General features: G+C 54.8%; 26 protein-coding genes. 13 read left to right on the forward strand and 13 right to left on the reverse strand.

The genetic code is table 11. The features are described from left to right. Nucleotides 1-18: 18 nt before the first annotated feature. Together TMES_RS16210 and TMES_RS16215 are read right to left on the reverse strand one after the other, a co-directional pair. The gene (locus TMES_RS16210) at nt 19-333 is read right to left on the reverse strand and encodes an XRE family transcriptional regulator (protein WP_085584427.1); all 315 of its coding nucleotides are present in this window, start codon (nt 331-333) and stop codon (nt 19-21) included. Nucleotides 334-395: 62 nt separating this feature from the next. Next, on the reverse strand, nt 396-752 hold the full coding sequence (locus TMES_RS16215; protein WP_085584429.1) for a type II toxin-antitoxin system RelE/ParE family toxin: 357 nt from the start codon (nt 750-752) through the stop codon (nt 396-398). 260 nt (nt 753-1012) lie between these two features. Between TMES_RS16215 and fmt the strand changes: the two genes are divergently transcribed. Next, nucleotides 1013-1954: a methionyl-tRNA formyltransferase gene (gene fmt, locus TMES_RS16220; protein WP_085584431.1), complete on the forward strand. Its 942-nt coding sequence runs from the start codon at nt 1013-1015 to the stop codon at nt 1952-1954. 134 nt (nt 1955-2088) lie between these two features. On the opposite strand, the gene TMES_RS16225 is transcribed toward fmt, so the two are convergent. Beyond that, nucleotides 2089-3099 (reverse strand): LysR family transcriptional regulator, encoded by a 1011-nt coding sequence (locus tag TMES_RS16225; RefSeq protein ID WP_085584433.1) that lies wholly within the window; start codon nt 3097-3099, stop codon nt 2089-2091. A gap of 154 nt (nt 3100-3253) precedes the next feature. On the opposite strand from TMES_RS16225, the gene TMES_RS16230 reads away from it, so the two are divergent. Then, entirely contained in the window at nt 3254-3439 is a 186-nt protein-coding gene (locus TMES_RS16230) for an RSP_7527 family protein (RefSeq protein ID WP_085584435.1), read from the forward strand. Nucleotides 3440-3658: 219 nt separating this feature from the next. Here TMES_RS16230 and TMES_RS16235 read toward each other — a convergent pair whose 3' ends face one another. The 4 genes from TMES_RS16235 to TMES_RS16250 form a co-directional block, all read right to left on the reverse strand. Continuing rightward, entirely contained in the window at nt 3659-5023 is a 1365-nt protein-coding gene (locus TMES_RS16235) for an MFS transporter (protein ID WP_085584437.1), read from the reverse strand. Nucleotides 5024-5240: 217 nt separating this feature from the next. Beyond that, nucleotides 5241-5642, reverse strand: coding sequence for a DUF1850 domain-containing protein (locus TMES_RS16240; protein WP_085584439.1), 402 nt, complete (start codon nt 5640-5642; stop codon nt 5241-5243). Nucleotides 5643-5646: 4 nt separating this feature from the next. Further along, a complete protein-coding gene (locus TMES_RS16245) occupies nt 5647-7758 on the reverse strand; it encodes a TRAP transporter permease (protein ID WP_085584441.1) in 2112 nt (703 codons plus the stop codon). A gap of 171 nt (nt 7759-7929) precedes the next feature. Then, nucleotides 7930-8889, reverse strand: a complete 960-nt coding sequence (locus TMES_RS16250; RefSeq protein ID WP_085584443.1) for a TAXI family TRAP transporter solute-binding subunit — start codon at nt 8887-8889, stop codon at nt 7930-7932. Nucleotides 8890-9207: 318 nt separating this feature from the next. Here TMES_RS16250 and TMES_RS16255 point away from each other — a divergent pair, with 318 nt between their 5' ends. The 8 genes from TMES_RS16255 to ahcY all read left to right on the forward strand — a co-directional run bounded on the left by TMES_RS16255 (nt 9208) and on the right by ahcY (nt 17406). After that, nucleotides 9208-9951: a response regulator transcription factor gene (locus TMES_RS16255; RefSeq protein ID WP_085584445.1), complete on the forward strand. Its 744-nt coding sequence runs from the start codon at nt 9208-9210 to the stop codon at nt 9949-9951. A 76-nt stretch (nt 9952-10027) separates the two neighbouring features. Continuing rightward, on the forward strand, nt 10028-11704 hold the full coding sequence (locus TMES_RS16260; protein ID WP_085584447.1) for a stimulus-sensing domain-containing protein: 1677 nt from the start codon (nt 10028-10030) through the stop codon (nt 11702-11704). 91 nt (nt 11705-11795) lie between these two features. Continuing rightward, nucleotides 11796-12242, forward strand: a complete 447-nt coding sequence (locus TMES_RS16265) for an HPr kinase/phosphorylase (RefSeq protein WP_085584590.1) — start codon at nt 11796-11798, stop codon at nt 12240-12242. Continuing rightward, entirely contained in the window at nt 12239-13237 is a 999-nt protein-coding gene (rapZ, locus tag TMES_RS16270) for an RNase adapter RapZ (protein ID WP_245835486.1), read from the forward strand. Before TMES_RS16265 ends, rapZ begins: the two co-directional genes overlap by 4 nt. Before the next feature lie 13 nt (nt 13238-13250). Next, nucleotides 13251-13655: a PTS sugar transporter subunit IIA gene (locus TMES_RS16275; RefSeq protein WP_085584449.1), complete on the forward strand. Its 405-nt coding sequence runs from the start codon at nt 13251-13253 to the stop codon at nt 13653-13655. A gap of 56 nt (nt 13656-13711) precedes the next feature. Then, nucleotides 13712-13987, forward strand: a complete 276-nt coding sequence (locus tag TMES_RS16280) for an HPr family phosphocarrier protein (protein WP_085584451.1) — start codon at nt 13712-13714, stop codon at nt 13985-13987. 26 nt (nt 13988-14013) lie between these two features. Continuing rightward, a complete protein-coding gene (ptsP, locus tag TMES_RS16285) occupies nt 14014-15813 on the forward strand; it encodes a phosphoenolpyruvate--protein phosphotransferase (RefSeq protein ID WP_245835487.1) in 1800 nt (599 codons plus the stop codon). 297 nt (nt 15814-16110) lie between these two features. Continuing rightward, on the forward strand, nt 16111-17406 hold the full coding sequence (ahcY, locus tag TMES_RS16290; protein WP_085584594.1) for an adenosylhomocysteinase: 1296 nt from the start codon (nt 16111-16113) through the stop codon (nt 17404-17406). Between the two features lie 129 nt (nt 17407-17535). Here ahcY and TMES_RS16295 read toward each other — a convergent pair whose 3' ends face one another. Continuing rightward, entirely contained in the window at nt 17536-18375 is an 840-nt protein-coding gene (locus TMES_RS16295; protein WP_085584456.1) for a DMT family transporter, read from the reverse strand. An 88-nt stretch (nt 18376-18463) separates the two neighbouring features. On the opposite strand from TMES_RS16295, the gene TMES_RS16300 reads away from it, so the two are divergent. Further along, nucleotides 18464-19345: a LysR family transcriptional regulator gene (locus TMES_RS16300; RefSeq protein WP_085584458.1), complete on the forward strand. Its 882-nt coding sequence runs from the start codon at nt 18464-18466 to the stop codon at nt 19343-19345. A gap of 22 nt (nt 19346-19367) precedes the next feature. Here the strand turns inward: TMES_RS16300 and TMES_RS16305 are convergent, their stop codons facing one another. Continuing rightward, nucleotides 19368-20300, reverse strand: coding sequence for a DUF294 nucleotidyltransferase-like domain-containing protein (locus TMES_RS16305; RefSeq protein ID WP_085584460.1), 933 nt, complete (start codon nt 20298-20300; stop codon nt 19368-19370). A gap of 283 nt (nt 20301-20583) precedes the next feature. Here TMES_RS16305 and TMES_RS16310 point away from each other — a divergent pair, with 283 nt between their 5' ends. Beyond that, complete coding sequence (locus tag TMES_RS16310; protein WP_085584462.1) at nt 20584-21126, forward strand: hypothetical protein; 543 nt, start codon at nt 20584-20586, stop codon at nt 21124-21126. 256 nt (nt 21127-21382) lie between these two features. Here TMES_RS16310 and TMES_RS16315 read toward each other — a convergent pair whose 3' ends face one another. Further along, nucleotides 21383-22588 carry an MFS transporter gene (locus tag TMES_RS16315; RefSeq protein ID WP_085584464.1) on the reverse strand — a complete coding sequence of 402 codons (1206 nt, stop codon included), beginning with the start codon at nt 22586-22588 and terminating at the stop codon, nt 21383-21385. A gap of 90 nt (nt 22589-22678) precedes the next feature. Between TMES_RS16315 and TMES_RS16320 the strand changes: the two genes are divergently transcribed. Continuing rightward, entirely contained in the window at nt 22679-23236 is a 558-nt protein-coding gene (locus TMES_RS16320) for a TetR/AcrR family transcriptional regulator (protein WP_085584466.1), read from the forward strand. A 24-nt stretch (nt 23237-23260) separates the two neighbouring features. On the opposite strand, the gene TMES_RS16325 is transcribed toward TMES_RS16320, so the two are convergent. From TMES_RS16325 to TMES_RS16335, 3 genes are all read right to left on the reverse strand, one after another. Then, nucleotides 23261-24601, reverse strand: coding sequence for a TrkH family potassium uptake protein (locus TMES_RS16325; RefSeq protein WP_085584468.1), 1341 nt, complete (start codon nt 24599-24601; stop codon nt 23261-23263). A gap of 118 nt (nt 24602-24719) precedes the next feature. Beyond that, entirely contained in the window at nt 24720-25391 is a 672-nt protein-coding gene (locus TMES_RS16330) for a potassium channel family protein (RefSeq protein ID WP_085584470.1), read from the reverse strand. 178 nt (nt 25392-25569) lie between these two features. Then, nucleotides 25570-26817, reverse strand: coding sequence for an HD domain-containing protein (locus TMES_RS16335; protein WP_085584471.1), 1248 nt, complete (start codon nt 26815-26817; stop codon nt 25570-25572). Between the last annotated feature and the right edge of the window lie 112 nt (nt 26818-26929).

A 26929-nucleotide genomic window follows, 5' to 3' on the forward strand; every position in this document is an offset into this window, starting at 1 on the left:
GAGCTTTCATAGGTCGTCTTATTCGGATAATGCCTTGAGCTTTAGCGGAACGGTCTGATCGGGGAAAGTCACGGTCAGTTCCAGTTTGCCGCCACATGCCTCGACAAAGTTTCTTAACGTAGAAAGATACATGTCTGTCTGGCGTTCCATTTTCGAAATGGAAGCCTGTTGGATACCAAGATGGTTGGCGATATCTTTTTGTACCAGCCCTTTTAATTTGCGAAGCTTTTCCAGACCGTGAATTTCATCAAGAAAGAGGTCTGCTTGGGCCTCAATCAAATCGCGCCGTTCTTTGGGGAGTTTCTCGAGTATCTCGCCCAGTTTGCGTGCCATTTAACATCTCCTGACGCTATAAATTGCTGAATAGGTAACTGCGGAATTCGGAAATGGACGTGCTATTTCCGTTTCAGTGACGCGAGATGATTGTCATAACGCTGATCAGCCTTCCGAATCAGCTGTTTGTAAAAGCGTTTCTGCGAAACACCGGATTTATCACCTGCGACCAGAACGACGGCATTTCGATCCGGGTCGAAGACAAAGGCCAGTCTCCATGTTCCATCGGCATGATCAAACCGGAGTTCTTTCATGTTGGGATGTCTGGAATCATTTAACGTATCGACATAGGGTCGCCCAATCGTTGGACCACCCTTTTCAAGGGCTCGGGCCTTGGCAAGAATTGTATTTTGTAAGTTCTGATCGAAGTTATTGCTAAATTCATCGTCAAATTCATCACAAAAAACAACTGTCCACACAGTTCTCGTTCCTGAAAAGGTTTTGAGGCGGAAATCGCCACGACCGTGTATAAAATTATCAAATAAAGATATAGCCTTTGATGAATATACATCTCGATATGTTATTCGTCAAAGGCTATATTTAAAAGGCTAACTGATATGTTCCTTGGCGGGTTGCTTGGCAGAATGGTTTGTGCTGCAAGCTGGCCTTGTAATTTGGCGATCATAGCGCCAAATTGCGCGCATATCAGTTTGGGAATCAGAAAGAATTGGGTTGGGTCATGACAAAGCTGCGAATTGCCTTTATGGGAACGCCGGATTTTGCCCTGGTGGCGTTAAAGGAACTGGTGACAGCGGGTCATGATGTGGTGTGTGTTTATTCGCAACCGCCCCGCCCCGCCGGGCGCGGGCACAAGGAAACCCCCGGGCCGGTTCATGCCTGGGCCGCCGATCACGGGATCGAGGTGCGCACCCCGGTTTCGCTGAAATCAGATGCGCAAAAGCAGGCCTTTGCCGATTTGAATCTCGATGTGGCGGTGGTTGCGGCCTATGGCCTGATTTTGCCCAAGACGATACTTGATGCGCCGAAAATGGGGTGTTTGAATATCCATGCGTCTTTGCTGCCGCGCTGGCGCGGCGCAGCACCGATTCAGCGTGCGATTTTAGCCGGAGACGACAAAACCGGTGTGACGATCATGCAAATGGATGTCGGGCTTGATACCGGCGATATGTTGCTGGTCGATGAAATTGCCATCACGCCTGCCACCTATGCCAATGCCCTGCATGATGATCTGGCTGAAATGGGCGGACGTTTGATTGTCGATGCGCTGGAAAAACTGCCAGCCGGTCGATTGGTGGCAACACCACAGCCTGATGATGGCGTGACCTATGCCGCCAAACTCGAAAAAACCGAAGCCCGGCTGGATTTCGCCGACGACGCGGCCGCGCTGGAACGCAAAATCCGCGCCTTTACGCCGTGGCCGGGGGCCTATTTTGACCTTGGGAAAGAACGGATCAAGGTCCAGCGGGCCGAAATTATTGCCAACGCCAAGGGGGCCACGGGCAAACCTGGCGAAATTGTTGACGATCAACTGACCATTGCATGCGGCAGTGGCGGCGGATTACGCCCAACGCGGATTCAGCGCCCCGGCAAAGCGGCAATGGATGCCGATGCGGTGTTGCGCGGTTTTGATAAACTGGCACAGGGCGTTGTTCTGGAATAAATCAGTTCCGGCTTTTTCCGCCCGTTAATGCCAGCCCTGTTGTTTTCGGGGCCATGCCATAGCAAAACACCCCGTCGGCACTATGTGCGGCGGGGTGTTGTTGTATAGCAAGGCCCGTACCGGAACGGTAAAAATCAGGATGGCTGGCCTTTGGCGGCGGCTTCGGGGTTTAAGGCCTTTTGGTCGGTTTGCGCCGGTTTGCCGTCTTCGCGCGGGCGGGTAAAGGACCGCGCATCGCGCATGCCCAGTTCCCATGGCGGTACCGGGGTGAATTTTTCGGCCAGAAAATCCACAAAGGCGCGGACCTTGGGCGAAAGGTGCCGTTTATGCGGATACACCGCCGAAATCCACGCCCGGTCATGGATAAAGTCGGTTAGAACCGGAGTAAGGCGACCAGCGCGAATGTCTTCATGAACCAGATATTCGGCCAGTCGCGCCATACCAAGGCCAGCGACCACGGCGGCATGCAGGGCGTCGCCGTCATTGGCGGAAAAACTGCCCTGGGCGCGAAACGACATATGGCCTTCGGGGGTTTCAAAATGCCAGTCGTTAAAACTTTCGCGCGAGGACAAGTGCAAACAGTTATGATTAACCAGATCCTGCGGCTTGCGCGGAATGCCGTTTTTTTCCAGATAATCGGGCGATGCGACGATAAAACGGCGGTTAACCGCATATTTGCGCGCAATCAGCGAGGAATCCTCAAGCTCGGATAACCGGATCGCCAGGTCATACCCATCGTTGACCAGATCGGTAAATTTATCGTCGAGTGTGAGTTCGATCCGCACATCGGGATACATATTGAGAAATTCCGGAATCAGCGGCACGACCTGATATTTGGTAAAGGCCACCGACGCGTTTATTCGCAATGTACCGCGCGGGGCGGCATAAAGCTGGGTGACGACTTCTTCGGCTTCGTTTATTTCATTAAGAATGGTGCGCGCGCGTTCGTAAAAGGCGCGGCCTTCCTCGGTCAGGCTAAGCTGGCGGGTGGTGCGCATCAGTAAACGGGCACCCAAACGGTCCTCCAGCCTTGATATGTATTTCGATACCGCCGATGGCGACAGGCGCAAGGCCCGGGCCGCTGCGGAAAAGCTGCCTTCTTCAACAGCATAGACAAAGATTTCCATTTCTGCGGCGCGATCCATCGGCGTTTCCTCAGACCATTTTCGTTATTTGTGATCATTCTTCATAAGTAATGTGCATATTGAGGTAATTCCCCTTCGCAGTAAAGAGAATTAGATTGTTTTTCAGACGAGGCGGCGATCATGCCGCAGAAAACGAAATTCAAGGAGGTCCGCTATGAGGACGTTTGCTGACATCAAATTGCTGACGATCGAAACCAGCGAGATCGAAGCTGGCGTGCGTAAGGGCCAGCAGCTTCGTGCTGAATATATCAGTGGTTTCTTCCGCAGCCTGTTTAAGGGCATCAGCCCGAAGGCGCGCCACGATGCGACCCCGCATGGCACCGTTGGTGGTGCAGCCTGATCATCCGCAAGGATGTTAACCGTGAGCGCGCTTTGTGCGATCCGGTCTCTACCCGAGTTTTACTATAGCGTCCTTCCTCCCAAGTTATGACGCTGTTTTCCCGACTGGCCCGGACACTTTGGTGTTCCGGGCCATTTTTTTGTCTGCTCGCACCAATTTGTGCCCAAATGTGCAAGATCAACCTGATTTAACATGACGGCGGTTTTGGCGACGCGATGTTCAGGCCGCCCGGCGCTGCCCGAAATGCGGCGGCACATAAAAACCCGGCCGTTCGGCCAGCCACGATAACGCGGTGGCAATCGCCATGCCGATCACTGTGGCGATTAATATGGTGGGCAAATTAACATGTGCGGCAAACAGCCAGCCATATATGGGCGGCCCCGCCGAGGATGCCAGCACCATGATCGCGGTCAGGCTGGAACGCACCGAGCCAATTTCGCTCATGGGGACCAGTTCGGGGATGATTGCGGTGCGTAATGTGGTGGCCGTGCCGGTGGTAAAGCCTGCCAACGCCATATAAACCGGAATAACCTGTGCCGTTTCGGTCATCGCCAGCACCACAACCGCCATCATTAGCGGCAGCAGATGATAGGGAAACAGCTTTCGCGCCCCGTATTTGTCAATCAACGGCCCGCTGCCAAAAGCCCCCAATACCGATGTGATGGCAAAAAGGGTGAAGCCAGCAGCAAACCAGCCCAGATCGATGTTCTTTTGAGCGGCAATAACCGCCTGATGAAAAAACAGGGCGGTTAACACCAGGGGCTGCCCCGCCAACATTGGCATCGATAACCAGATATAAGCCGATTTAAACAGGCGGGGATGGATGGGGTGGCTGTGGCTGGTTTGGTGATGGGGATCAGGAGTCGCCGCCGCCGCAGCCGCCGCAACGCGATCATTTTCTGTTTCTGACGGGGTTTGTGTGGTGCCAACGGTGCCTGCGCCGATGTCGGCACCTGGCTCCGGCGCTGTTAGGGCCGGTTCGGCGACGGGCACGGCCCGAAAATGGCGATTACCGCGCACCAGCCAGGTTGCAAGCGGCACCATCACCAGCAAAATAACAATGCCCGCCACAATATAGGCCCCGCGCCAGCCAAAGGCGGCAATCAGCGCCAGAAAGATCGCGGGCATAATCGCCTCGGCCATGGGAAAGCCAAAGGCCGCAATGGCAAGGGCACGGCCCCGGTTGCGGTCAAAATACCGGGCGATGCTGGTCATGCTGACATGTGACATCAAGCCTTGGCCTGCAAAGCGTAACATAAACAGCCCGCCGATCAGGACAATAACATTGCTTGCCGCCGACATCACAAAACAGCCCGCGGCCAGAAAAACCATGACGATCAGGCTGTAACGCAACATGTCGACCCGGTCGATCATGCGGCCGATAAACGGCAGGGCCGCTGCACTGGCAATGGTGATGCCAGCGTAAATATTGGCAAAGCCGGTTTCGTTGATGCCCAGGCTTTGTGAAATAAACGGGACAAACAGGGCGATCAGAAATGTCTGGCCAAAGGCCGAGCCAAAACTGTGCAGCGCACCAAAAGCCAACGGGCGGGGTGCTTGCCGCAGAAGGTGGAAAAATGCCATTTAATAACTTGCAGGTTTGAATGTTGATTGTGAATATGACGGTAATTGTATCGATTCAAATCGGAGGCGTCTACCTGCCCCACTGGATAGGTCAACCAGACCAAACCGCTGGTAAACAAGAGCGCATACGAAAAAGCGGCATTGCCAATGTGACAATGCCGCGTGGTATTTTGGGTGGTTTTTGGCGGTCCGGAACCATGGCCCCGGCCTGTCCCGGTTACCCGTGCGCGGAAACCGTGCCGGTCGGGCCATCCACATCGCATGGTGTTACCTTGATCGGGGCTTGCGCCTGTTCGCCCAGATCAAGGCAGTTCTTTAATTGCGGGCTGCATACATGCCAGCCCCCGCCAGTTGCCCCCGATGCCGCAAGGTTAAGTTCGGGCAACGGTTGCAGGTGCGGGGTGTAAACCCACCAGTCGTCTTTTAAAATCGCATCGGGCGGCGGTTCCATTCCGGCACCGCTGCCCTTGACGCGGGCTTGCACAAGTTCAAGCCCGGCAGGGGTAATATGGTAATCTTCCTGCCAGCCGGTATGTTCCACCGAATGCATCCACGACAAGGTAAAAGCCGTGATGGCAAGGCTGATGGCTTTACTTGCTGTCAGTATGCAAAGTCCCATCGGTTCAGGCCCCTGCCGCGTCGCTGATTTTGCGTAACCGCAACCAGTGCATGACGCAAAACAGGGCAAACAGGGCAAAACCGAGAAGATCGGTTATCGGGTATGCTGCAATCAGGGTGAAGGCCGCAGCCACGGCAATCAACCGTTCTGGTACCGTCAGACGAATGTTAAGCGCCCCAATCACGGCCATGCCCCACAGGCCAATGGCGATGGTGGTTTTGATAAAGATATAGGCAACAGCCGGCCAATAGCCGATTTCATCGGCCATCGGGCCGCCATCCTGAAGCATCAATGCCGGGGTATAAACCGACATAAACGGGATCAGGAAGCCCGCCGCCGCCACCTTTATCGCCTCGAACGAAATTTTAAGCCCGCTTGCCCGCGCAATTGGCGCTGCGGCAAAGCAGGCCAGTGCCACCGGCGGCGTCAGATCGGCAAGAATGCCAAAATAAAACACGAACATGTGGCTGACAATAAGCGGAACACCCAGTTGCAACAGGGCGGGCCCGGCAATGGACGAGGTGATGATATAGTTGGGAATGGTCGGAATGCCCATGCCCAGCACGATGCAGGTGATCATGGTCAGGATCAGCGATAAAAACAGGCTTTGCGACCCGACATGAACAATGAAGGCACCAAAAGTATTGGCAACCCCGGTCAGGGTCATGGTGCCAATGATGATGCCAACAATGGCGCAGGCAACGCCGACCGGCAGGGCGGTTTTTGCCCCTTCTGCCAGTGAGTCGCGGCAGATTATCAAGGTTTCACGTCCGCCCTTGGAAAGGGCGTTCCACACCATCAGCACGGCAATGGCGGTGATAATAACGTAAATGCCAAATTCCAGAAAAGCCGCGGCAATCAGGCCAAGGCCGATCCAGAAAATCATGCGGATTGTGCCCTTGGGCATGCCCAGCACAATCGAGCTTCCCAAAATCAGCAATACCGTCAGCGACAGGCCAATCGTACCAGCAAAAAGCGGGGTGTAACCGGTAAACAGCAAATAAACCAGGACGCCCAACGGCAACAGCAAATACCAGCTTTTGCGGATGGCCGCACGCGGCGAGGGCAGGTCGGCTTTGGCAATGCCCGACAGGCCATATTTACCCGCTTCAAGATGCACCATCCAGAAGACCGAGGCAAAATACAGGATCGCCGGAATTAACGCCGCCTGAACGACCTGATAATATTCAACGCCCAGTGTTTCGGCCATGATAAAGGCCACAGCCCCCATCACCGGGGGCATCAACTGGCCACCCATGCTTGATGTGGCTTCAACCCCGCCGGCAAAGGCCGGGCGATAGCCAAAACGTTTCATGAGCGGAATGGTGAACTGGCCGGTTGTGACCACATTGGCCACGCCAGAACCCGAAATGGTACCCATAAGCCCCGATGAAATCACCGAAACCTTGGCCGGGCCGCCGCGCGCATGGCCGACAAGGCCCATCGACACGTCGGTAAACAGCTGAATCATCCCGGCCTTTTCAAGAAAAGCGCCAAACAGGATGAACAGGAAAATATAGGTCGAGGACACATAAATCGGAATGCCGTAAATGCCCTCGGTGCCATAGGTCATATGGTCGATCACCTGGGTAAAATCGTATCCCCGGTGATTAAGCGGTGACGGCAGGTATTGGCCCAACAGGCAATAGGCCAGAAAACATGCCGCAATGATCGGCAAAGCCGGGCCCATTAAGACATAAGCCCCGACAAAAACCCCGATCAGGGCAACAATGCCAAAGACAATATCGGTGGTGACCGGGTCGCCCGCGCGCAGGATCAGGTCGTTATATTCGACCCACTGATAACCTGCGACAGCAACACCCGACAGCGCAAGGATCCATGCCAGTGTTTTAACCGGCAGGCTGGATCTGCGGCCAATCGCGATCAGCGGAAAGATCAGCAGCATCAGGAACCCGATATGAATGGCGCGGGTGACCTGGCTGGGTAAATCGATCAGATGAGCGGCGGTCGAAATTTGGAAGGCCGAAAACACAAAGGCGATCCAGAACAGCAAGCGCCCTTCAAATGTCGGGGCAAAGCTGTCGACCAGCGGGTCATGGATGGCCAGGTCAGGGGAATCGGCAGGTACGTGGTGGGTGGAATGGTCTTGTGACATTTAGGTTCCCCGGCAATGTCGGCAACAGGCAAAGGAAGGGATTTCATTTGTCACGAAAGGCGTGTTCGCCCTGTGCAAAAGCAAATCCCGGCCGGGGCATTGCACCCCGACCGGTGAAAAAGTAGCACCGGACAAATCACCTGTGGGAGGCTTTCTGTCCGTGCAAGGCGATTACATGATGCCTTTTTCTTTGTAGTAACGTTCTGCACCCGGGTGCAGCGGCAACGGCATGCCTTTAATCGCATTTTCCAGCTTGATGGCCTTGGCAGCATTGTGGGCTGCTTCAAGGGTCGGCAGGTTTTCAAACAGCTGTTTGGTCATCTGATAGGCGATTTCATCAGATACGCCCGAATGGCTGACCAGGAAGTTGACGATGGCAACGGTCGGAACATCGTCAGCCTGGCCTTCATAGGTACCAGCCGGAATTTCGCGGGCAACATAAGGTGCGCCCAGTTTTTCGGCTACGTCGGCAGGAACCGACACAATGGTCACTTCCATCGATGCCGACAGATCCTTAAGCGACGCAACGCCAAGACCGGCAGACTGCAGGGTCGCATCAAGCTGACGGTTTTTCATCAGTTCGACCGATTCTGCAAACGGCAGATATTCGACTTTGCCAAGATCGTCATAGGACATGCCGGCAGCTTCGAAAATCTTGCGGGCATTAAGTTCGGTGCCCGATTTCGGCGCACCGACAGAAACGCTTTTGCCCTTAAGATCGGCCAGCGTCTTGATGCCCGAATCCTTGGATGCCACGATCTGGATATAGTTGGGATAAATGGCGGCAATGCCCCGCAGTTTATCAAGCGGCTTTTTAAAGCCGACTTCGGTGTTGCCTTCCCAGGCAAGTTTAACCGAATCGCCAAGGGCAAAGCCGATTTCGCCCCGGCCAGCCTGCAGAAGGTTCAGGTTTTCAACCGATGCCTTGGTTGACTGAACCTGGGTGCGAACCCCTTCGATCTTGTCGCCATAAACATTGGCGAGTGCCGCGCCCAACGGGTAATACACACCCGAAGTACCGCCGGTCAGAACATTGATAAATTCGTCGGCTTTGGCCATCGACATGGTGCCAAAGCTCAGTGCTACCGCCATTGCCCCTGCAAGTACGGATTTCGCACGAATGGATGTCATCAGGTCTTCCTCCCTTGAAGATATGAATTCATTTGCGCCCCGGTGCCGCCTCGTTCACGGTTCTTACTTCACGCCAGCGTGACGGCAGCTTAGGGGACTTCCAAAGAATAGGCTAGCCTATATCGGTGGCGTATATCGATATTGTCGTACCAGATTGTGGTACCGGAATTTGTTTGGCATTGCATGCGTTGTATTGCAACAGTGTTTAGTGGGTATGAAAAACCTCAAAGATGCCGCATCTGGTTATTTTTTCGCCACAAAGCAGTGTTTTTTGTATAGTCCACGTTAAGTAGTTCAATTTTTGAAACGAGGGTCCAGGTGAGTAAGATAGCGCTTGTGGATGACGACCGGAATATTCTGACATCGGTTTCGATGGCTCTGGAAGAAGAAGGTTATGAAGTCAGCACCTATTCCGACGGGTCCGAAGCATTACATGCCCTGACCAGGGAAGAACCCGATCTGGCGGTGCTTGATATTAAAATGCCGCGTATGGACGGGCTGGAACTTTTGACGCATTTGCGCAAAAAAACCCAGATGCCGGTGATTTTCCTGACATCGAAGGATGACGAGGTCGACGAGCTGACCGGTCTGCGTCTTGGGGCGGATGACTATATCAAAAAGCCGTTTTCCCAGCGTTTGCTGATTGAACGTATTCGCACCTTGCTGCGCCGGGCCGAAATTATTCGCGCAGGCGGCATTCGCCCGTCGGGGTCCGATGATGTTATTCAGCGGGGCGAGCTGGTTCTTGATCCGTCGCGCCACATGTGCAGTTGGAAAGGCCAGCATGTGAACCTGACCGTGACCGAATTTTTGCTGATTCAGGCGCTGGCCAAACATCCCGGCCACGTTAAAAACCGCGATCAGCTGATTGATGCGGCCTATGGTGAACATATTTACGTCGACGACCGTACAATCGACAGTCACATCAAACGCCTGCGTAAAAAATTCCGTGAAACCGACAAGGAATTCAAGGAAATCGAGACACTTTACGGTGTGGGCTATCGCTATCGCGATACCGCCGCCGCCGTGGTGCCCGGTGCAGTTGGTGTTTCGACGGACTAGGATATTTGGCATAAACACCAGACACGACTTCAACAACCCGGCTAGCGCAAATGTGCCGGGGTAAAGTACGGATTGCATGAGCGATAAAACTGCTTCGGCACCCCAACAGGGAGGAAACCAGACCGAAACCCGCTCCGGCGAGGCGCGCACGGTGCGCCTTGAGGAACGGCATGGCCTGTTTTCCCCGCTGACATGGCGAATCCTTGCCGTTAACGCGCTGGCACTTTTTGTGCTGGTGGCGGGGATTTTGTATTTGGGGCGCTACAAGCAGGAACTTATCCATTCCGAACTTGAAGCCATGGCGGTGCAGGCCGAAATGTATGCCGCTGCCTTGTCGACCGCGGCCGTGGGCCGCGGCGATGACGCCACCGAACGCGTCAAACTGGAAACAGCGCGTGAAATGGTGCGGCGCCTGGTCGGCATTACCGGGGCACGGGCGCGTTTGTTTGGGGCCAACGGGCAACTGATTGCCGATAGCCGCAATATCCAGTCTTTTGGCGCGGGCGCGGTGCAGGCCGAAGAATTACCCGCCCCGGGTGACGACGACGAACTTGCCGAAATTATGCGCAATTTGACCGAAGGGGTGTTGTCGCTTTTTGAAGGTGATCAGCCCCTGCCACTATATATTGACCCGCCGATTGCCAGTGCGTCGGATTACCCTGAAGTGCGCGCCGCCCTTGCGGGCTATTCGCGCGGGGTGGTGCGGGTGGATGGAAGGGGGCGCCGGGTTTTGTCGGTGTCCGTTCCGGTTCAGCGCTTCAAGCAGGTTCTGGCATCAATCATGCTGACCAAAAATGGCGACACCATTGAAACCGCCCTGCATGCGGTGCGGCTCGATATTTTAAAAATATTCGTTTTTGCCTTTGGCATTACGGTGTTGCTGTCGATTTATCTGGCAGGCGTCATCACCCGCCCGCTGAACCGGTTGGCCCGCGCGGCTGAACGGGTGCGGCGCAGCAAAAACCGCCAGTTCACCATCCCCGACCTGACCGACCGGAATGACGAAATCGGCGATTTGTCAGGCACCCTGCGCGACATGACGGAAACCCTGTGGGACCGCATGGACGCGATTGAGCGTTTTGCCGCCGACGTCGCCCATGAAATTAAAAACCCGCTGACATCCTTGCGCAGTGCGGTTGAAACCGCCACCCGGTTAAAAGATGCCGAACGCCAGCGCCGCCTGATGGAAATCATCGCCGAAGACGTGCAACGACTGGACCGGCTGATTAGCGATATTTCCGATTATTCGCGCATGGACGCCGAATTATCGCGCGCCGAAAGCGAAGAAGTTGACTTGCGCATTTTGCTGCAAACCTTGTCCGAACTTTATAATGCGGCGGGAGACGGGCCGCAGGTCAAGGTAACCGCCCCTGAAAACCTGGTGGTGCCCGCCCTTGAAAGCCGGTTGGTACAGGTGTTTCGCAATCTGATTTCCAACGCCCTGACCTTTAGCCCCGCCGACGGCGACGTGCGCGTGCGGGCATGGCGCGATAAAAATCAGGCTGTGATCACGATTGAGGATGACGGGCCGGGTATTCCGGCAGGTAAGGAAGAAGCCATTTTCAACCGGTTTTATACAGAACGCCCGTCAAGCGAGAAGTTCGGCCAGCATTCCGGGTTGGGCCTGTCAATTTCGCAGCGAATCGTCGCCGCCCATAATGGTCATTTAAGTGCGAGCAACCGTACCCTTGACGGCGAGGTTAAAGGGGCGGTGTTTACTGTGCGTTTACCGCTGGAAAATAACGGGCGTTAATCCGTTAAAGATGTTTTTTGTGCAGTGCGGGCGTTTTACCGTAATTCCCCGTTTGACAAGCCGGGCCGGGCCGCGCATCGTTTTGCCCGATATGACACAGCTTCACGCAAACTGTGTCGCGTTTGATGGCCAGGGCATTTTGGTGCGGGGCCTGTCAGGCAGCGGCAAATCCGATCTTTCCTTGCGCCTGATCTTGCGCGGGGCACAACTGGTATCTGATGACCGCACCGATCTTGTTGCCCGCGACGGGGCGCTGGTGGCATCGGCCCCCGAACAAATCGCCGGGCTGATCGAAATACGCGGCCTGGGTGTTATCACGGGCATTTCGCATTGCCGCCATGCCGAAATTTGCATGATTGCCGATCTGGTCGAACCCGGTAGCGATGATATAATCGACCGTATGCCGGAGCTTGCAAGCGAGATGCTGTGCGGGGTGTCAATTCCGGTGTGGAAGATCAACGCGTTTGAAGCCAGTGCGCCCGATAAAATTGAAATCGCACTGGCCGTCGCCACCGGGAAAATGCGGATTATATCATGACTGACCTGCCCCAAAAGCCCGACATGCCGCAACGCAATGCAGCCCAGACAGACAATTCCAGCACCGTTGATGCCCCCGTAAGTGGCCGCATCGCGCCTGCGGGCAATGGTAATGCGCGTCTGGTGCTGGTCACCGGCGTTTCCGGTGCGGGCCGCACCACCAGCCTTAAAATTCTGGAAGATTTCGGCTTTGACGCGGTGGATAATTTGCCCTTGCGCCTGTTGCCCAACCTGTTATCGGGCGATGCCGAATTGCGCGTGCCCGTTGCCATCGGCCTTGATATCCGCACCCGCGATTTTGGTGTTGATCAGTTTGGCGAGATTATAGCCGCTTTGCGCGCGCAGTCCGGGCTGGATGTGACTGTGGTTTTTGTCGATGCGCAAAGCTCGGTTTTGCAACAGCGCTTTACCGAAAGCCGCCGCCCGCATCCATTAACGCAGGACCGCCCGCTGGTCGATGCGATTGCCCATGAAAAACGCCTGATGGCACCGATTGCCGCGATTGCCGATATGCAAATCGACACATCGCGCCTGAAGGCCACCGAGCTTCGCAAAATTTTGCAAGACCAGTTCGCCAGCCCGACCTCGGGCCAGATGGCGATTTTTGTTAAAAGTTTTTCGTTTCGCCAAGGGGTGCCCGGCGAAGCGGATCTGGTTTTTGATGTGCGCTTTTTGCGCAATCCGCATTATGATCCCGAACTTCGCAATTTGACCGGCATGGATGTGCGGGTTGGCGACTATGTTGCACAGGATCGTGATTTTGCCGGTTTTATGGACCGGCTAAAGGCCCTGATCGGGCCGATACTGCCCCGCTATGCCGAAGAAGGTAAAAGCTATTTGACCCTTGCGGTTGGTTGCACTGGCGGGAAACACAGGTCCGTGTATATTGCGCGCCTGCTTAATGACTGGATATCAACACTGGGATATGACGTTCATCTCAGTCATCGTGACAAACCGGCGGAGCCGGATGAAATCAAGCCGGGGGAAATGATTTGATGGAGAAAACTGCATGATCGGGATGGTGCTTGTCACCCACGGCGATCTCGCGCGGGAATTTGTCGCAGCATTGGAACATGTTGTCGGGGCGCAGGAAAATGTCGCAGCCGTCTGCATCGGGCCAGATGACGACATGGAACAGCGGCGCGCCGATATTCTGGCTGCTGTGGAAGATGTCGACAGTGGTCAGGGCGTTGTCTTGCTGACCGATATGTTTGGCGGAACCCCGTCCAATCTGGCGATCTCGATTATGGAACAGGCCCATGTCGAAGTGATCGCCGGGGTTAATTTGCCCTTGCTGATCAAGCTGGCATCGGTCCGGGTCGAGGGGACGCTGGCCCAGGCTGTTAATGCCGCACAGGATGCCGGTCGCAAATACATCAATGTCGCTTCGCGTTTGTTAAGCGGTGAAGAATAAGACCATTAAAGGCGCGGCAGACAGGATCCGATTTCCTTCTGCCGACGGGGAACAGAATGTCGCAAACTGAAAAGCGTATTGTTACCATCGTTAATCAGCGCGGTTTACACGCGCGGGCGGCGGCAAAATTTGTTAAACTGGCGGGCGAGTTTGAAGCCCGTATCATGGTGCGCAACCGGGGAACCGAGGTTTCCGGTGTTTCGATCATGGGGCTGATGATGCTCGCGGCATCGACCGGCACTGAAATTGAAATAGAAGCAACCGGCATTGATTGTCATCAGGCGATTGCGGCACTAAGTGAACTGGTCGAGGCCAAGTTCCACGAAGAATAAAACGGTAAAAACCGATCAGGAAACGTTTGCAAGTTACACCGCGCGAAACGACTGACCAGAGCAAGGACGCCTCGGTTACCGGGCGACGTATGATTGTGGGCCTTGGGGCGTCTGGCGGTATCGTCATTGGCCGGGCCTTTGTGCTGGACCGGCAATATATCCATGTTGTCCGTCAGACCATTTCCAGCGCCCGTATCGAAGACGAAGTTGCCGCCCTGCATCAAGGTGTTGATGACAGCATTGAACAGTTGCGACGGTTAAAATCGCAATCAGGCGCGCTTGAGGCATCAGCATCGGACGAGCTGGGCTTTTTGCTCGACGCCTATATCCAGATGCTGACCCAGTCGCGCCTGTTGCGCGGGGCCGAAGACCGTATCCGCCAGCAAAAAATGAATGCTGTCTGGGCGGTCAGCGATGTGATCGACAGCATCGCCCAGCAATTTACCGGCATCAAAGACAAATATATTGCCGCGCGCGCCGCCGATATTCGCGAGGTCGGCCTGCGCCTGATGCGCTGCCTGATCGGTGAAACCGACCGTGCGCTCGACCATGCCCCGCCCGGTGCCATATTAATTGCCGAGGAAATGAGCCCGGCCGACATGGCCCGCCTGCAACCGGGTACGGTTGGTGCCTTTGTGACCGCCATTGGCGGGGCCGAAGGCCACACCGCAATTATGGCCCGCGCGCTGGGCATTCCAGCGGTTTTGGGTGCTGCTGATATTATTCGCGGCATTTCGGGCGGCGATACCATCATTGTCGATGGTTTGCGCGGCGAGGTTATTTTGCGGCCCGATGCGGCCGACCTGGCTGTCTATGGCAAGCGGCGCGAAGACTGGCTGGCATCACGGACCAGGTTGCTGGGCCTGCGCAGCCTGCGCTCTGAAACCCGGGACAATGTCCTGGTGGAACTGCATGCCAATATCGAATTGCCGGTCGAGGTTTCAACCGTTTTGCAAAACGGGGCATCGGGCATCGGGCTTTTGCGCAGCGAGTTCATGTTCATGAACAAAAGCTATTTGCCCGACGAAGAAGAACAATATCAGGAACTTGCCGGTATTGTCAGCCAGATGAAAGACCTGCCGGTGACCATCCGCACCCTTGATATTGGCGGTGAAAAACTGGCAGTTGCCCTGCAAAACGAAGTTGGCAGCGGGCCGAACCCGGCATTGGGCCTGCGCGGTGTGCGCCTGTCGCTACGCCGCGAGGATTTGCTGGAAACCCAGCTTGCCGCCATTTTGCGGGCTTCGTTGCATGGCAAGGTGCGCGTGCTGGTGCCGATGGTGGTCACCGTGGGGGAAATGACCCGCGTGCGCCAGATTTACAATAAAGTCGCCGACAGGTTGCGCAGCCAGGGCCACGCCGTGCCCAAAACCCTGCCGCCGTTAGGGGCGATGATTGAAATACCGGCCGCCGCCTTGAGCATTGATGCGCTGGCACGCGAATGCGAATTTTTTGCCATTGGTACCAATGATTTAACCCAGTACACCCTGGCGATTGACCGCAGCGACGACCAGGTGGCGCATTTATATGACCCGCTGCATCCTGCTATTTTACGGTTGATTTACGAGGCGGCAAAGGCCGCGGCGCGAACTGGCATTCCCATGAGTGTTTGCGGCGAAATGGCCGGTGACCCGCGCTATACGCCGCTGTTTTTGGGCATGGGGCTGCGTAATTTATCAATGTCACCGGGCAGTTTATTGCTTGTCAAACAACGGGTTCGCCGCCTTGACAGCCGCACATCCGAGTATCAGACCCGGCAAATTCTGGAGCAATGGGACCCGGACCGCATTGCCATGATGCTAGACGATTTTAACGATCTGGCTTGATCGCAGGCAGGGTTGAGGGCGCTGCCTTTACCCTTTGCCCCGGTGCCACTGGTTATCCGCCCGGTGCATCCCGATATGTGGCAGGCAATTAACCACAAGGCACATAGCCTGTTGCGCAATGTGTTTGCGGTGGGCGCAAGAAAACACTTGATGTCGATATAAACATATCTTTATATATGCACCAAGCGCGGTTGGCGTTGCTGACCAGATGCACGTATTTAACGGCGGTTTCATTTCCTTTTTCGGTGCAAATCGGCAAAGGATATGAAAGCGCCATATCTGATTGATGGAGACGACATGTCAAACTTTACCGATTGCAAGGTTGCAGACCTTTCGCTGGCTGGCTGGGGCCGCAAGGAAATTGCGATTGCCGAAACCGAAATGCCGGGCCTGATGGCCTTGCGCGAAGAATTTGGCACCGCCAAGCCGCTGACCGGTGCCCGCATCGCCGGTTGCCTGCACATGACCATTCAGACCGCCGTTCTGATGGAGACCCTGATTGCTTTGGGGGCAACCGTTCGCTGGTCGTCTTGCAACATTTTCTCGACCCAGGATCAGGCTGCCGCCGCTATGGCCGCTGCTGAAATTCCGACTTTCGCCTGGAAGGGCGAAACCGAGGAAGAATTCTGGTGGTGCATCGAGCAGACCATCGAAGGGCCGGATGGCTGGAAACCGAACCTCATCCTTGATGATGGCGGCGATTTGACCCAGCTGATCCACGAAAAATACCCGGAACTGCTGGCCGACATTAAAGGCCTGTCGGAAGAAACTACCACCGGTGTACATCGCCTGTATGAAATGGCGAAAAAAGGCACGCTGAAGGTTCCGGCCATCAATGTGAACGATTCGGTTACCAAATCGAAGTTCGATAACCTTTATGGTTGCCGCGAAAGCCTGGTTGACGGCATCAAACGCGCAACTGACGTTATGGTTGCCGGTAAGGTCGCCGTTGTTGCCGGTTATGGCGATGTGGGTAAAGGCTCCTCTGCATCCCTGCGCAGCCAGGGTGCCCGCGTTCTGGTTACCGAAATTGACCCAATCTGTGCCCTTCAGGCCGCCATGGAAGGCTATGAAGTCACCACGATGGAAGATGCAGCCCCGGTTGGCGACATTTTTGTCACCACCACTGGTAACATCGACATCATCACGCTTGATCATATGCGGGCGATGAAGGACCGGGCGATTGTTTGTAATATCGGCCATTTTGATTCCGAAATTCAGATCAATTCGCTGCGCAATTACAAATGGGATAACGTCAAACCGCAGGTTGACGAAGTTGAATTCCCCGATGGCAAACGCCTGATCGTTCTGGCCGAAGGCCGCCTGGTGAACCTTGGTTGCGCAACGGGTCACCCCAGCTTTGTGATGTCGGCATCTTTTGCCAACCAGGTGCTGGCCCAGATCGAATTGTGGAAAAACCACGCCAATTACGAAAACCAGGTTTATGTCCTGCCCAAACATCTTGACGAAAAAGTTGCAGCCCTGCACCTCGCCCGTCTTGGTGTGAAACTGACCAAACTTTCCGCTGAGCAGGCCGAATACATTGCCGTTCCGCAGGCTGGTCCGTTCAAGCCGGATCATTACCGCTACTAATTGGAAATGGTGCGCCCTAACGGGTGAAGCATAGCTGATTTTGCCTTAAAGCCGTCCCGTTTCGGGGCGGCTTTTTTGGTGGTCGGCTGCTTGGGTATCGCATAATCCGGGTTGGCGTGAGGCGTGACCTCAGTGCCCTAGTCGTGACAGAACCACACCCGTTGCAATGAGCGATACCGCCAGCATGCGATGCCGGGTGATTTGTTCTTTTAAAACAAACCGGGCAATCAGAATGGCAAACAGAATGCTGCTTTCGCGTAATGCCGATACCAGCGCAATTGGTGCCTGTGTGCAGGCCCAAATCACAATGGCATAGGCACAAAACGAACCCGCCCCGCTAATGGCGGCATTTGTTAGCGAGACCTTTGGCAACGCACGGATTAGCGATGGTTTTGTAACGGCCATAAAGGCCAGCATGAAAATGGCGTTTAAAATGGAAAGCCAGCTGTAAAACCCCAATGCGGTGCCGGCAATGCGCGCCCCGGTGCCATCGATCAGACTATACCCGGCAATGAAACAACCGGTGACAAAAGCCAGGATAAAGGACTGGCTGTTGCGGCTGTGCCATGCCGATTTGGCCTGCATGGCAATTCCCACGGCAATAATGGCAATGGCCGCCAACTCAATCGGTCCCAGATGGACCTTTAAAAACACCAGCGACACCAGCGTTATCAATACCGGCGACAGGCCGCGGGCCAGCGGGTAAATCTGCGATAGATCGCCATGCATATAGCTGCGCATTAAAAACAGCTGATACCCCACATGCAACAGCGCCCCCACCAGCACATAAGCAAAACTGGCGGCATCAGGCAGCGGCGATGCAACAACACCAATCACGGCAATGGGCACATGGGCCAGTACCAGCGAAAATGTGGCCAGATCCTTACGGGCCGAGCCTTTGACAAAACTGTTCCAGCCTGCATGCAGCAGGGCCGAACATAAAACGGCAAAAAATACGGTGAGTGTCATTTTTCTCCCTTTCCCGGCGGGAGAATTGCATCTTTTCAAAGAATAAAATAACTTGGATTTGTTGCATCATTCATAAGGAAAAGTTTGGTTGGAGACGCGGTTTCTGGAAACGGTGCTGATGGTTGCCGAACACGGCTCGGTCGCGGCGGCGGCGCGCCTTCAGGGCATAACGGCAGCCGCAATTTCACAGCGGTTGAAAGTTGTAGAAACCGAACTTGGCGTGGCGTTGTTTCGCCGCAGTGGCAAAACTGTGCAGCCGACAGCGGAATGCGCGCGCCTGTTGCCCCATGCCCGTGAAATGGTACAGCAGGCCTCGCTATTGACCGGCGTGCTTGATCGCGAGGGATTAACCGGAACCCTTAAAATCGGCGCGATTGTCACGGTGATGACCAGCCTTGTACCGCGCACCTTGAAATACCTGCGCCAAACGGCCCCGATGCTGGTCCCCGAAATTCACCCCGGCACCTCGGTTAGCCTGCATGACCGCATATCGGCGCAGGAACTTGACGTGATTGTTGCAATTGCGCCGCCATTTGCACGGCCAAAGTCGCTAGAAGCGCGTAATTTGCGCGCTGAACCCTTAATGTTGATTACGCCCTCGTCCATACAGGGCGATACAGGGCAAATTTTGGCGCAAAACCCCTATATTCGCTATGATCCGGCATCGTGGGGCGGGCGGCTGGCCGAACGATATCTGGCGCAGCAAAATATTCAGCCGCGTCTGTTTTGCACCATTGATTCACAGGAAACCATGGCCCGCATGGTGCATGAAGGGTTAGGGGTGTCGCTGGTGCCAGACTGGCTGCGGGTTTATGACATGGAGCTGGATATACGCTGGCACCCGGTGGGGGATGCGGGATTTAACCGTAATATCGATCTGGTTTATCCGCGTGTATCGCCCAAGGCCCGCCTGATAGAGGCCTTTTGCAACGCCATGACCGCCATCCATGAGCAATTGCCGCCAAAGTGAATGCGCAAGAAAATCGCCGTTTTTACATCAGCAGGGCTTCGTGAATGGGGTGGTCGGCACTGTAACGATGGTTAAGAAGGCTGATTAATTCGCGCGAAAACTGTTTGCCGTCATCCAGCAATTTGCGCAGTTCCGGGTGATTGCGGTCGTTCTGGTCGATTTTTTCCAGCCGTTGGCGAATTTCGGGGTCGTTCAAGCGCGATAGAAAATGGTCATACAGTTCCAGCGCAGGCAAACTGCGATCCCCAAAAACGGTTTGCAGGCGGGTAATGGGCGGCAACTGCAAAAGTTCCGATAATTTTGCCCGTTTGCCAACATAATCAAACCCGGCGGTTTCAGCCGCGGCAATAATGCCGCCGAAATACAACATCTTGCGCGAAAAAACCAGTTTCAGGCGGCGCGGTGCCCATGCCTTGGCCCGGCCCTCACGGGTTTTAATTTCAAAATCCACGCTGATGGTGCGGTAATAGCGGATCACGTCATTGACCAGAAACCGGGCGATGGATTCCCGCGTGACATTTTCGGTGACGTAATTGGCAATCAATTCGTCAAAAAAGGCGCGTTTGGCCGGTTCGTTATACAGCCATTCGCATTCCAGCAAAAACAGCAACCGGCGGGTAGTGATCGAATTTGTATCGCCGTCCAGCCCAATGCGGTTGACCAGTTCTTCCGCCGGGACATAGGCCGAAAACGGCCCGCCCACGGCAGGTTTTTTGGCAACCATGGCACCTAGAATATCGCCAACCGCGCTATAGGGGGCGAGATCGCGGTCGGCTTCGCGCCCAATCAGGAAATAATCCAGATCCGACTGGTCCGATGCCTCGTGGCGGCCAAACGACCCGGTCACAACCACGCAAAAGGCACTGCCATGCAAATGTGCCGCCAGCGCCTGGCGCATATTGCCCAGATGGCGGGCAGAATATTCCTGATTTTGGGCGATACAAGCGGGCAGCACAACTCGTTCCGTTTTATCCGTTTTGAGGGGGTTTACGTTTGTTATTATTGACATACCAGGCGGCAATTAAAAACCGGCATTGCGGGCAAATATGACGAATAATTCCTGCCCCCCGACTGGCAATTTAACCAATAGGGGAATAAATACCCCTGTAAGAAGCAAGGACCACCAAAGGTGGCCTTAAAACGATACCGGCAAGGCACCCGGTACAGTTGGATCACGACCTGTAAAAGTTGATCCGAAATGGTTGATGGACCCCGCAAACAAAGGAGTGCCTGTTAAAGTGCAGCTTCGCAAATTTTTGATGGCGTTGCCCGTGGTTATTGCTCTGGGGGCAATGTCTGGACAGGCTTATGGCGAAACCGAACCGACCTTCAACGAAATGTCGGCGGACGAAATTCGCGATCATATCGAAAACAAACACCCTGCCGCCTATTATATTCTGGCGCAAAAGCTGTTTAACGATGAACAGCGCCAGGAAGCGGTTTTCTGGTTTTATGCCGGGCAGTTGCGTTATCGCGTGTATCTGACCTGCCACCCCGACTTGCCGCCTGATGGTGACCCGGCCCTGTTTGGATCGCTCAGCGAACAAATCGGTCGCCCGCTAAACGTTTATGCCTTTGGCGATGTTGAGGCCCTGACAACGACAATCGACCGGGTTCTGGACTGGGACCGGGCAACACCGAATGGTTTCACCCCGAAAACCCAATGCGTGGACGCGGTTAAACTGCAACGCGCCGGGCTGGATGATTTGCGCCGCATGGTCACCAGCCGCGCCGAAGACATCCGTCAGACCCGACGTGAAAATGGCCTGCCAAACCACTAGGAACGCTTGGTTTTAAAAACGATATTCACAAACTGTCCCGGGTTTTCTCCACAGGAAAAATGCCGTTTTTGTGCTGTTTTGCACAATCTGCCCACAGAATTTTCCACAGGGTTTATATAAGATTTTCCATAGGGTTCGGGGATGGCGGGAATGTGCCGTTTGCCACCAAACAACAGATCGCCCGGACAGCAGATGAACAGTGTGTTCGGCCTGCGTTCCGGGCGATTTTAGTTGGATGGGGGTGTTAAATTGGACCTTATTTAACCGGGCAGGCGGCGTTTCGACGGCGAATTTGGCCGGTCAGGGCAACGGCAGCCAGGGCAATCAGGATCATGCCATAACCATTGGCGGTTGTGATGAGGCCAACCTTGCGCACCATGGTACCGGCCAGAAGGGCGGGGACGCTAAATGCCAGATAGGACATCACATAAAATGCCGACATAAGACCGGCGCGCTGATGCGGCGCAGCCAGCGGTACCAGCGTGCGGACTGATCCCAGAAAGCTGCCGCCAAACCCGGCCCCGGCGATGAGAAACCCCAGAAAAAACAGCCATAACTGGCCGCTATTGATGGCAACCAGAAAAACCGCAACGCCGCAGGCCTGTGTTGCCGTGCCCAGACGCAGCACCGCGGCGGCATTTTTTGTGCGCAATGTTACCACCGACACCGCACCGGCAAGGGTCAGAACTGCAACGGCAATGCCGCCATTTAACGATGACGTTAACCCGGTAGCCGCCGTAATAAGCGAGGGTGCCAGCGACAGGGTAAACCCGCCCAGGGCCCATGCCGCAATATTGGCCGGGGCAATTTCAAGCATCGCGCGGCGGGCCGCAACTGGCACGGCAATGCGCGGGTGCAATGATTTAAGCGCACCGGGCTGGCGTTTTGCCGTTTCGGGCAGGCCCCAAACCATCAAAGCCTGCACCGCCATTAACCCCGCCATCCCCCAATAGGTCAGATGCAGGGGCATTGGGGCATATTCAACCAGTATGCTGGACAGCAAGCCCCCGGCGGCAAGGCCGATTAGCGGGGAAATGCTGTTGGCAAGCGGGCCTTTGTGGTGGTCGCTGTCAAACAGGGCAGCGGCAAGCACGCTGGTGGCGATCCCGGTGGCAAGGCCCTGTATGACGCGGGCAAACAGCAGCCCGTCAACGCCATCAGCCTTGATAAACAGCGCCATCGATAATATTTCCAGTATCAGGGCGGCGAATATAACCGGCTTGCGGCCAACATGGTCCGACAGCGAGCCTAAAACCAGTAACGTGATCAGCAAGGTGAAAGGATAGACAGCAAAAATCAGGGTCAGCATCGTGGCCGAGAAATGCCAGGATTGCTGATAGAGATGATACATCGGTGTTGGTGCGGCCGAAGCCGCCAGAAAGGTCATTAAAACCAGTGACAGAAACCAGCGCACAGTCGGATGGGGCGCATCGGCAACGGTAACAGGGGATGGGGTGCTCATGGGCATCTCCATAAAAGCGAATTATTTGCGTTAAGTGCAGTGTGATGTAAAATCTCGCTTAACGCAAATGATTTGTGTTAAGGTATTTTTATGACGATTCACAAAGGCATACGCACCGGTGGCCGCAGCGCCCGGGTGCAACAATCGGTTCATGCGGCGGTTAAAAAACTGCTGGAGTCCCATGATCGGGCGGATGTGACTGTGCCGATGATCGCCCAGAGCGCGGGTGTGACCCCCTCGACGATTTACCGTCGCTGGGGCGATATCGCGACATTACTGGCCGATGTGGCGCTGGAACGGTTTGAACCTGATGAGCATCTGCCCGATACCGGCGGTTTTCGCGGCGATGTTTTGGCCTATGCGGAACTTTACCTTGATGAAATGAGTTCTGATCTCGGCCGATCGATGCTGCGCGATGTGGTGGCGACAGACGATAACAATTGTGCGTTGCGCTGTGCCGAGCTGATCACAAAGCGGCTTGTCGTGCTGGCAGAACGGGCCGTGGCGCGTGGTGAAACACCCCCTTCGACCGCGTTTCTGATCGATGGCATCTTTGCCCCCATGGTCTACCGTATTTTGTTTTCAGAAACCGCGCCCGATAATGCCTATATTCGCACGCTGGTTGACCGGTGCCTGCCTGCCGACTGAGCAAGCAAGGTCGTTTGGCAGAACTTACCCCAGATAAATCTGGCTCGACGGATAGCGAATGCGCGGTGGCATGCGGGTGGCCAGGAAAAACCCCAGCGTAAGCGGGCCAACACGGCCAATAAACATGGTCAGGATAATCACCGTGCGGCCCAGCGTATCAAGCTCGGTCGTGACCCCGCGTGACAGGCCGACGGTGCCAAAGGCTGATGCAACCTCGAACATCAGGTCAAGAAAATCGCCATCATGTGAAATGGTAATCACGAACAGCGCGGCGGCCACAATCAGCATGCTGATCATGGTTAATGCCAGTACCTTGAGGACTTCCTCAAGGCCAATGGCGCGGCCAAAGGCGTGCAGCTGTTGCCGACGTTTGAAAAAGGCGACGGTTGCCAGCAACAGGACAATAAAGGTCGTCACCTTGATGCCACCCGCCGTTGATGTGCTGCCCCCCCCAATCAGCATAAGCAGGATAAAGGTCAGGGTCGTGCTGTCATGCATTCCGGCAATATTGGTGGTGTTAAAACCGGCGGTGCGCGTTGTGGTGCCTTGAAACCAGCTGATCTGGATTTTGTCAAAAATGCCGGGAATATGCCCCAGTGTGGCGGGGTTGTTCCATTCCAGCAGGGCAAATGACGCAACAGACCATAAAATCAGCGCGGCACTGCCGCTGAGCATCAATTTGCTGTGCAACGAAAATTTCTGCCAGCGACGGACATAATAAATGTCGGATAGCACACTGAAGCCCAGCCCGCCGATGAGTAACAAGCCCGGCACGGTGAAATTGAGCAGCGGGTTGGTGGCATAGCGGGTTAAACTGTCGGGAAACAGGGAAAAACCGGCATTGTTAAAGGCCGAAATAGAATGAAACAGGGCCTGCCACAGGCCTTCGGCCCAGCCTGCATCGGGGATGAAAACAAAAGCCAGCAAAATGGCGCCGATCAGCTCGCACAGCAAAACCACCCGCAAAATGACTTTAACCAGCCGGATCAGATCGCCGACCGAGGTCTGGTTTAAATCCTCGCGCAAATAGGTGCGGTGCGGAATATCAATTGGCAGGCCCAGCACCGACAGCACCAGGGCGGCAAAGGTCATTAACCCCAGCCCGCCCAGCTGGATTAAAACCAGCACCACAATTTGCCCGAACAGGCTGAAATGGCTGCCAATATCTACCACCGACAGGCCGGTAACCGTGACGGCCGATGTGGCGGTAAAAAGCGCGTCAGACCATGCCAGCGGTTGGGAAACGCCGGGTATTTTCAAAAGAACGGTGCCCAGAATGATCAATATGGCATAGGTCGCTGCCAGCACCGCCGGCGGCGGCACCCGAAACTTTTTCGACGATATCTGGGGCAGCGAAATTTGCATGGGCGGGAACTATAACCTTAAATTCAGGGGCAGCTTATCGTCATCAGCTGATAAAGCCAGTATGAAGCCAAAAAGCCAACAGCCCGGTATCAAATGCCGGTTTTTGCGGGAAAATCCCCTATAACCCGTCGCCAAACAGGCGCAATTCGTCCCTGCGGCCCAAAATCATCATTTTATCGTCCTTTTTCAGGCGCACATCATCGCCACAGCCCAGATATTCGCTGCCGCGCATAACGCCAAGGCAACGGGTTTCGTATTTTTCGCCAATTTTAAGGTCACCTAACGGCGTGTCTTCAATTTCTTCGGGGACATTGATATTGATGACGTGGAAATTGTTGCCCAAACTAAGATAGTCGCGCACCACCGGGTTATGCAGCATTTGTGCAATATGCTGGCCCATTTCCTGTTCCGGCAAAATCACCCGGTCGGCCCCCAGTTTGGCAAGGATGCGGTGATGCGTTTTGCTAAGCGCCTTGACCCATACGGTTTTAATGCCCAGCAATTTGACATTCATGGTGCATAAAATATTGGCTTCCAGATCTTCGCCAATCGCAACCACGGCCACATCATAATGGTCGACCCCGGCCTGGCGCAGGGCTTCTTCATCGCGGCCATCGGCAATGACGGCTTCGGCAACGGTGTCGGCAAGGTCGCTGACATTTTTTTCGTTTACATCAATGCCCAGCACCCGGTTGCCAAAACGGGCCAGTTCGGTGGCAATGGTGCCGCCAAACGTCCCCAGGCCGATAATGACAAAGCTGCGTTTGATCTTGTCTTTGTTTTGCGCCATGAAACGGACAATCCCGGTTGGAAGTTATGGTTGCCATTATTAGAGGGCTGATAACGTGATGGAAAATAACAGGCGATGACTGTTTGATGTGATCACCCCTGGGTTTCACAGTCAACGTCAGGGCGTATGTGCTTGTTCCGCCTGCATCTGGGCAGGTCAGGCTTATGGGTGTTGCGGTTTAGTCAAACAGGCTGGCGGCGGCGGCCTGTTGTGCCGGGTCTGCCAGATTGCCCACCCGTCGCAGGAAGCTGTGTTTTTCTTCGTAATAACGTTTGCCAAGGTCGGCAAAGCTGGTGACGGCAACATTGGTATTAATGTGAAATTCGCGCTTGGGAACCTTGGTTGCCTGTTCTGCCCCGATCAGGCTGGCAAGGTCTGCATCTATCACGTCGGCGACCCCGTCCAGTTCGATGCGGTTTTTCAGGCTGTGCAGAAATTTGCGAAAGGCCGGGTGGCGGCGCATAAAGGCCGGTTCGGTTAGCAAAAAGTCATTGGCGGCAAAGTCTGGCGCGTTTTCGACCACAAATTCGCGGCACAAATGGTCGGTGGCAAAGCACATCGGCCCGAAAATGAAATTGCGATAGATGTCTTCTTTAAGCTGCCAGAATTTATCAAGGCGCTGAAGCGATTCGTCATCAAGCTTGACCGCCGCATCAAGCAACAGGCGCGGATGGCAATGCACATAATGCGGATGCACATAGGTTTTTGTCCGGCTGATGCCTTCAAGCGTATCAATATTGACCGGGCCGGTAAAAAGTGTGGCATGTGGATGGTCGGATTTTTTGGACAAAATCGCAATCACCGCCTCGGGGTCGACATTGTGCTTTTCCAGCAAATGACGCACCGATAAATCCAGATCCACTTCACCCAGAATGATTTTGTTGGTTAATTGATGGTGGTTCAGGTTAAAGCGCCGGGCAAATTCGGGTTCCAGCGTGTGCGAAAATGGCCCATGCCCGATATCGTGCAACAGGGCCGCCGCGCCCAAAAGGTCGCGGTCTGCTTCGGATAATCCATTTAACCGGCAATATTGCTGCGACAGTAAAGCAACACCAATGCTGTGATCATAGCGCGAATGGCGGATATTGGCGGGTTTGCCGTTGGGGTGAAACAAATAATCGATGGCCCCCAAAAACGAAATTTCGCGCAGCCGTTCAAAGGCGTGCGAGGCGATCAGGCGTTTATGCAATGGTCGGTCAAAGGCCGAGCTGATCTGGGCGCGTTTGAAATGATAGCTATATTGCGGCGCATTGGGGAAAAGCTGGTTCCATTCCCGAATGTCGTCGGCGTTAAAGTCGCTGTCAAACAGGTCCTGGGCGATCGGGGCCTGGGGTGCCGGGGGCAGAGCGGGCGAATCCTTGCGGGGCGCTGCCGGTCTTGGCGTGGCGCGCGGTGCAAAAAGATCCAGCTGCGGTTTGACACTCATTCTGATACTAACTGCGTCGATTTTTGATCAAGTTAACGGCATTGGCAGACATAGCCCGATTTCCCCCTTATGTCATTGCGGATTTTCCCAAAATCACCGAAACTGCCCCCAA

The sequence above is a fragment of the Thalassospira mesophila genome, from assembly GCF_002115755.1.
In the GTDB taxonomy this organism is placed as follows: domain Bacteria; phylum Pseudomonadota; class Alphaproteobacteria; order Rhodospirillales; family Thalassospiraceae; genus Thalassospira; species Thalassospira mesophila.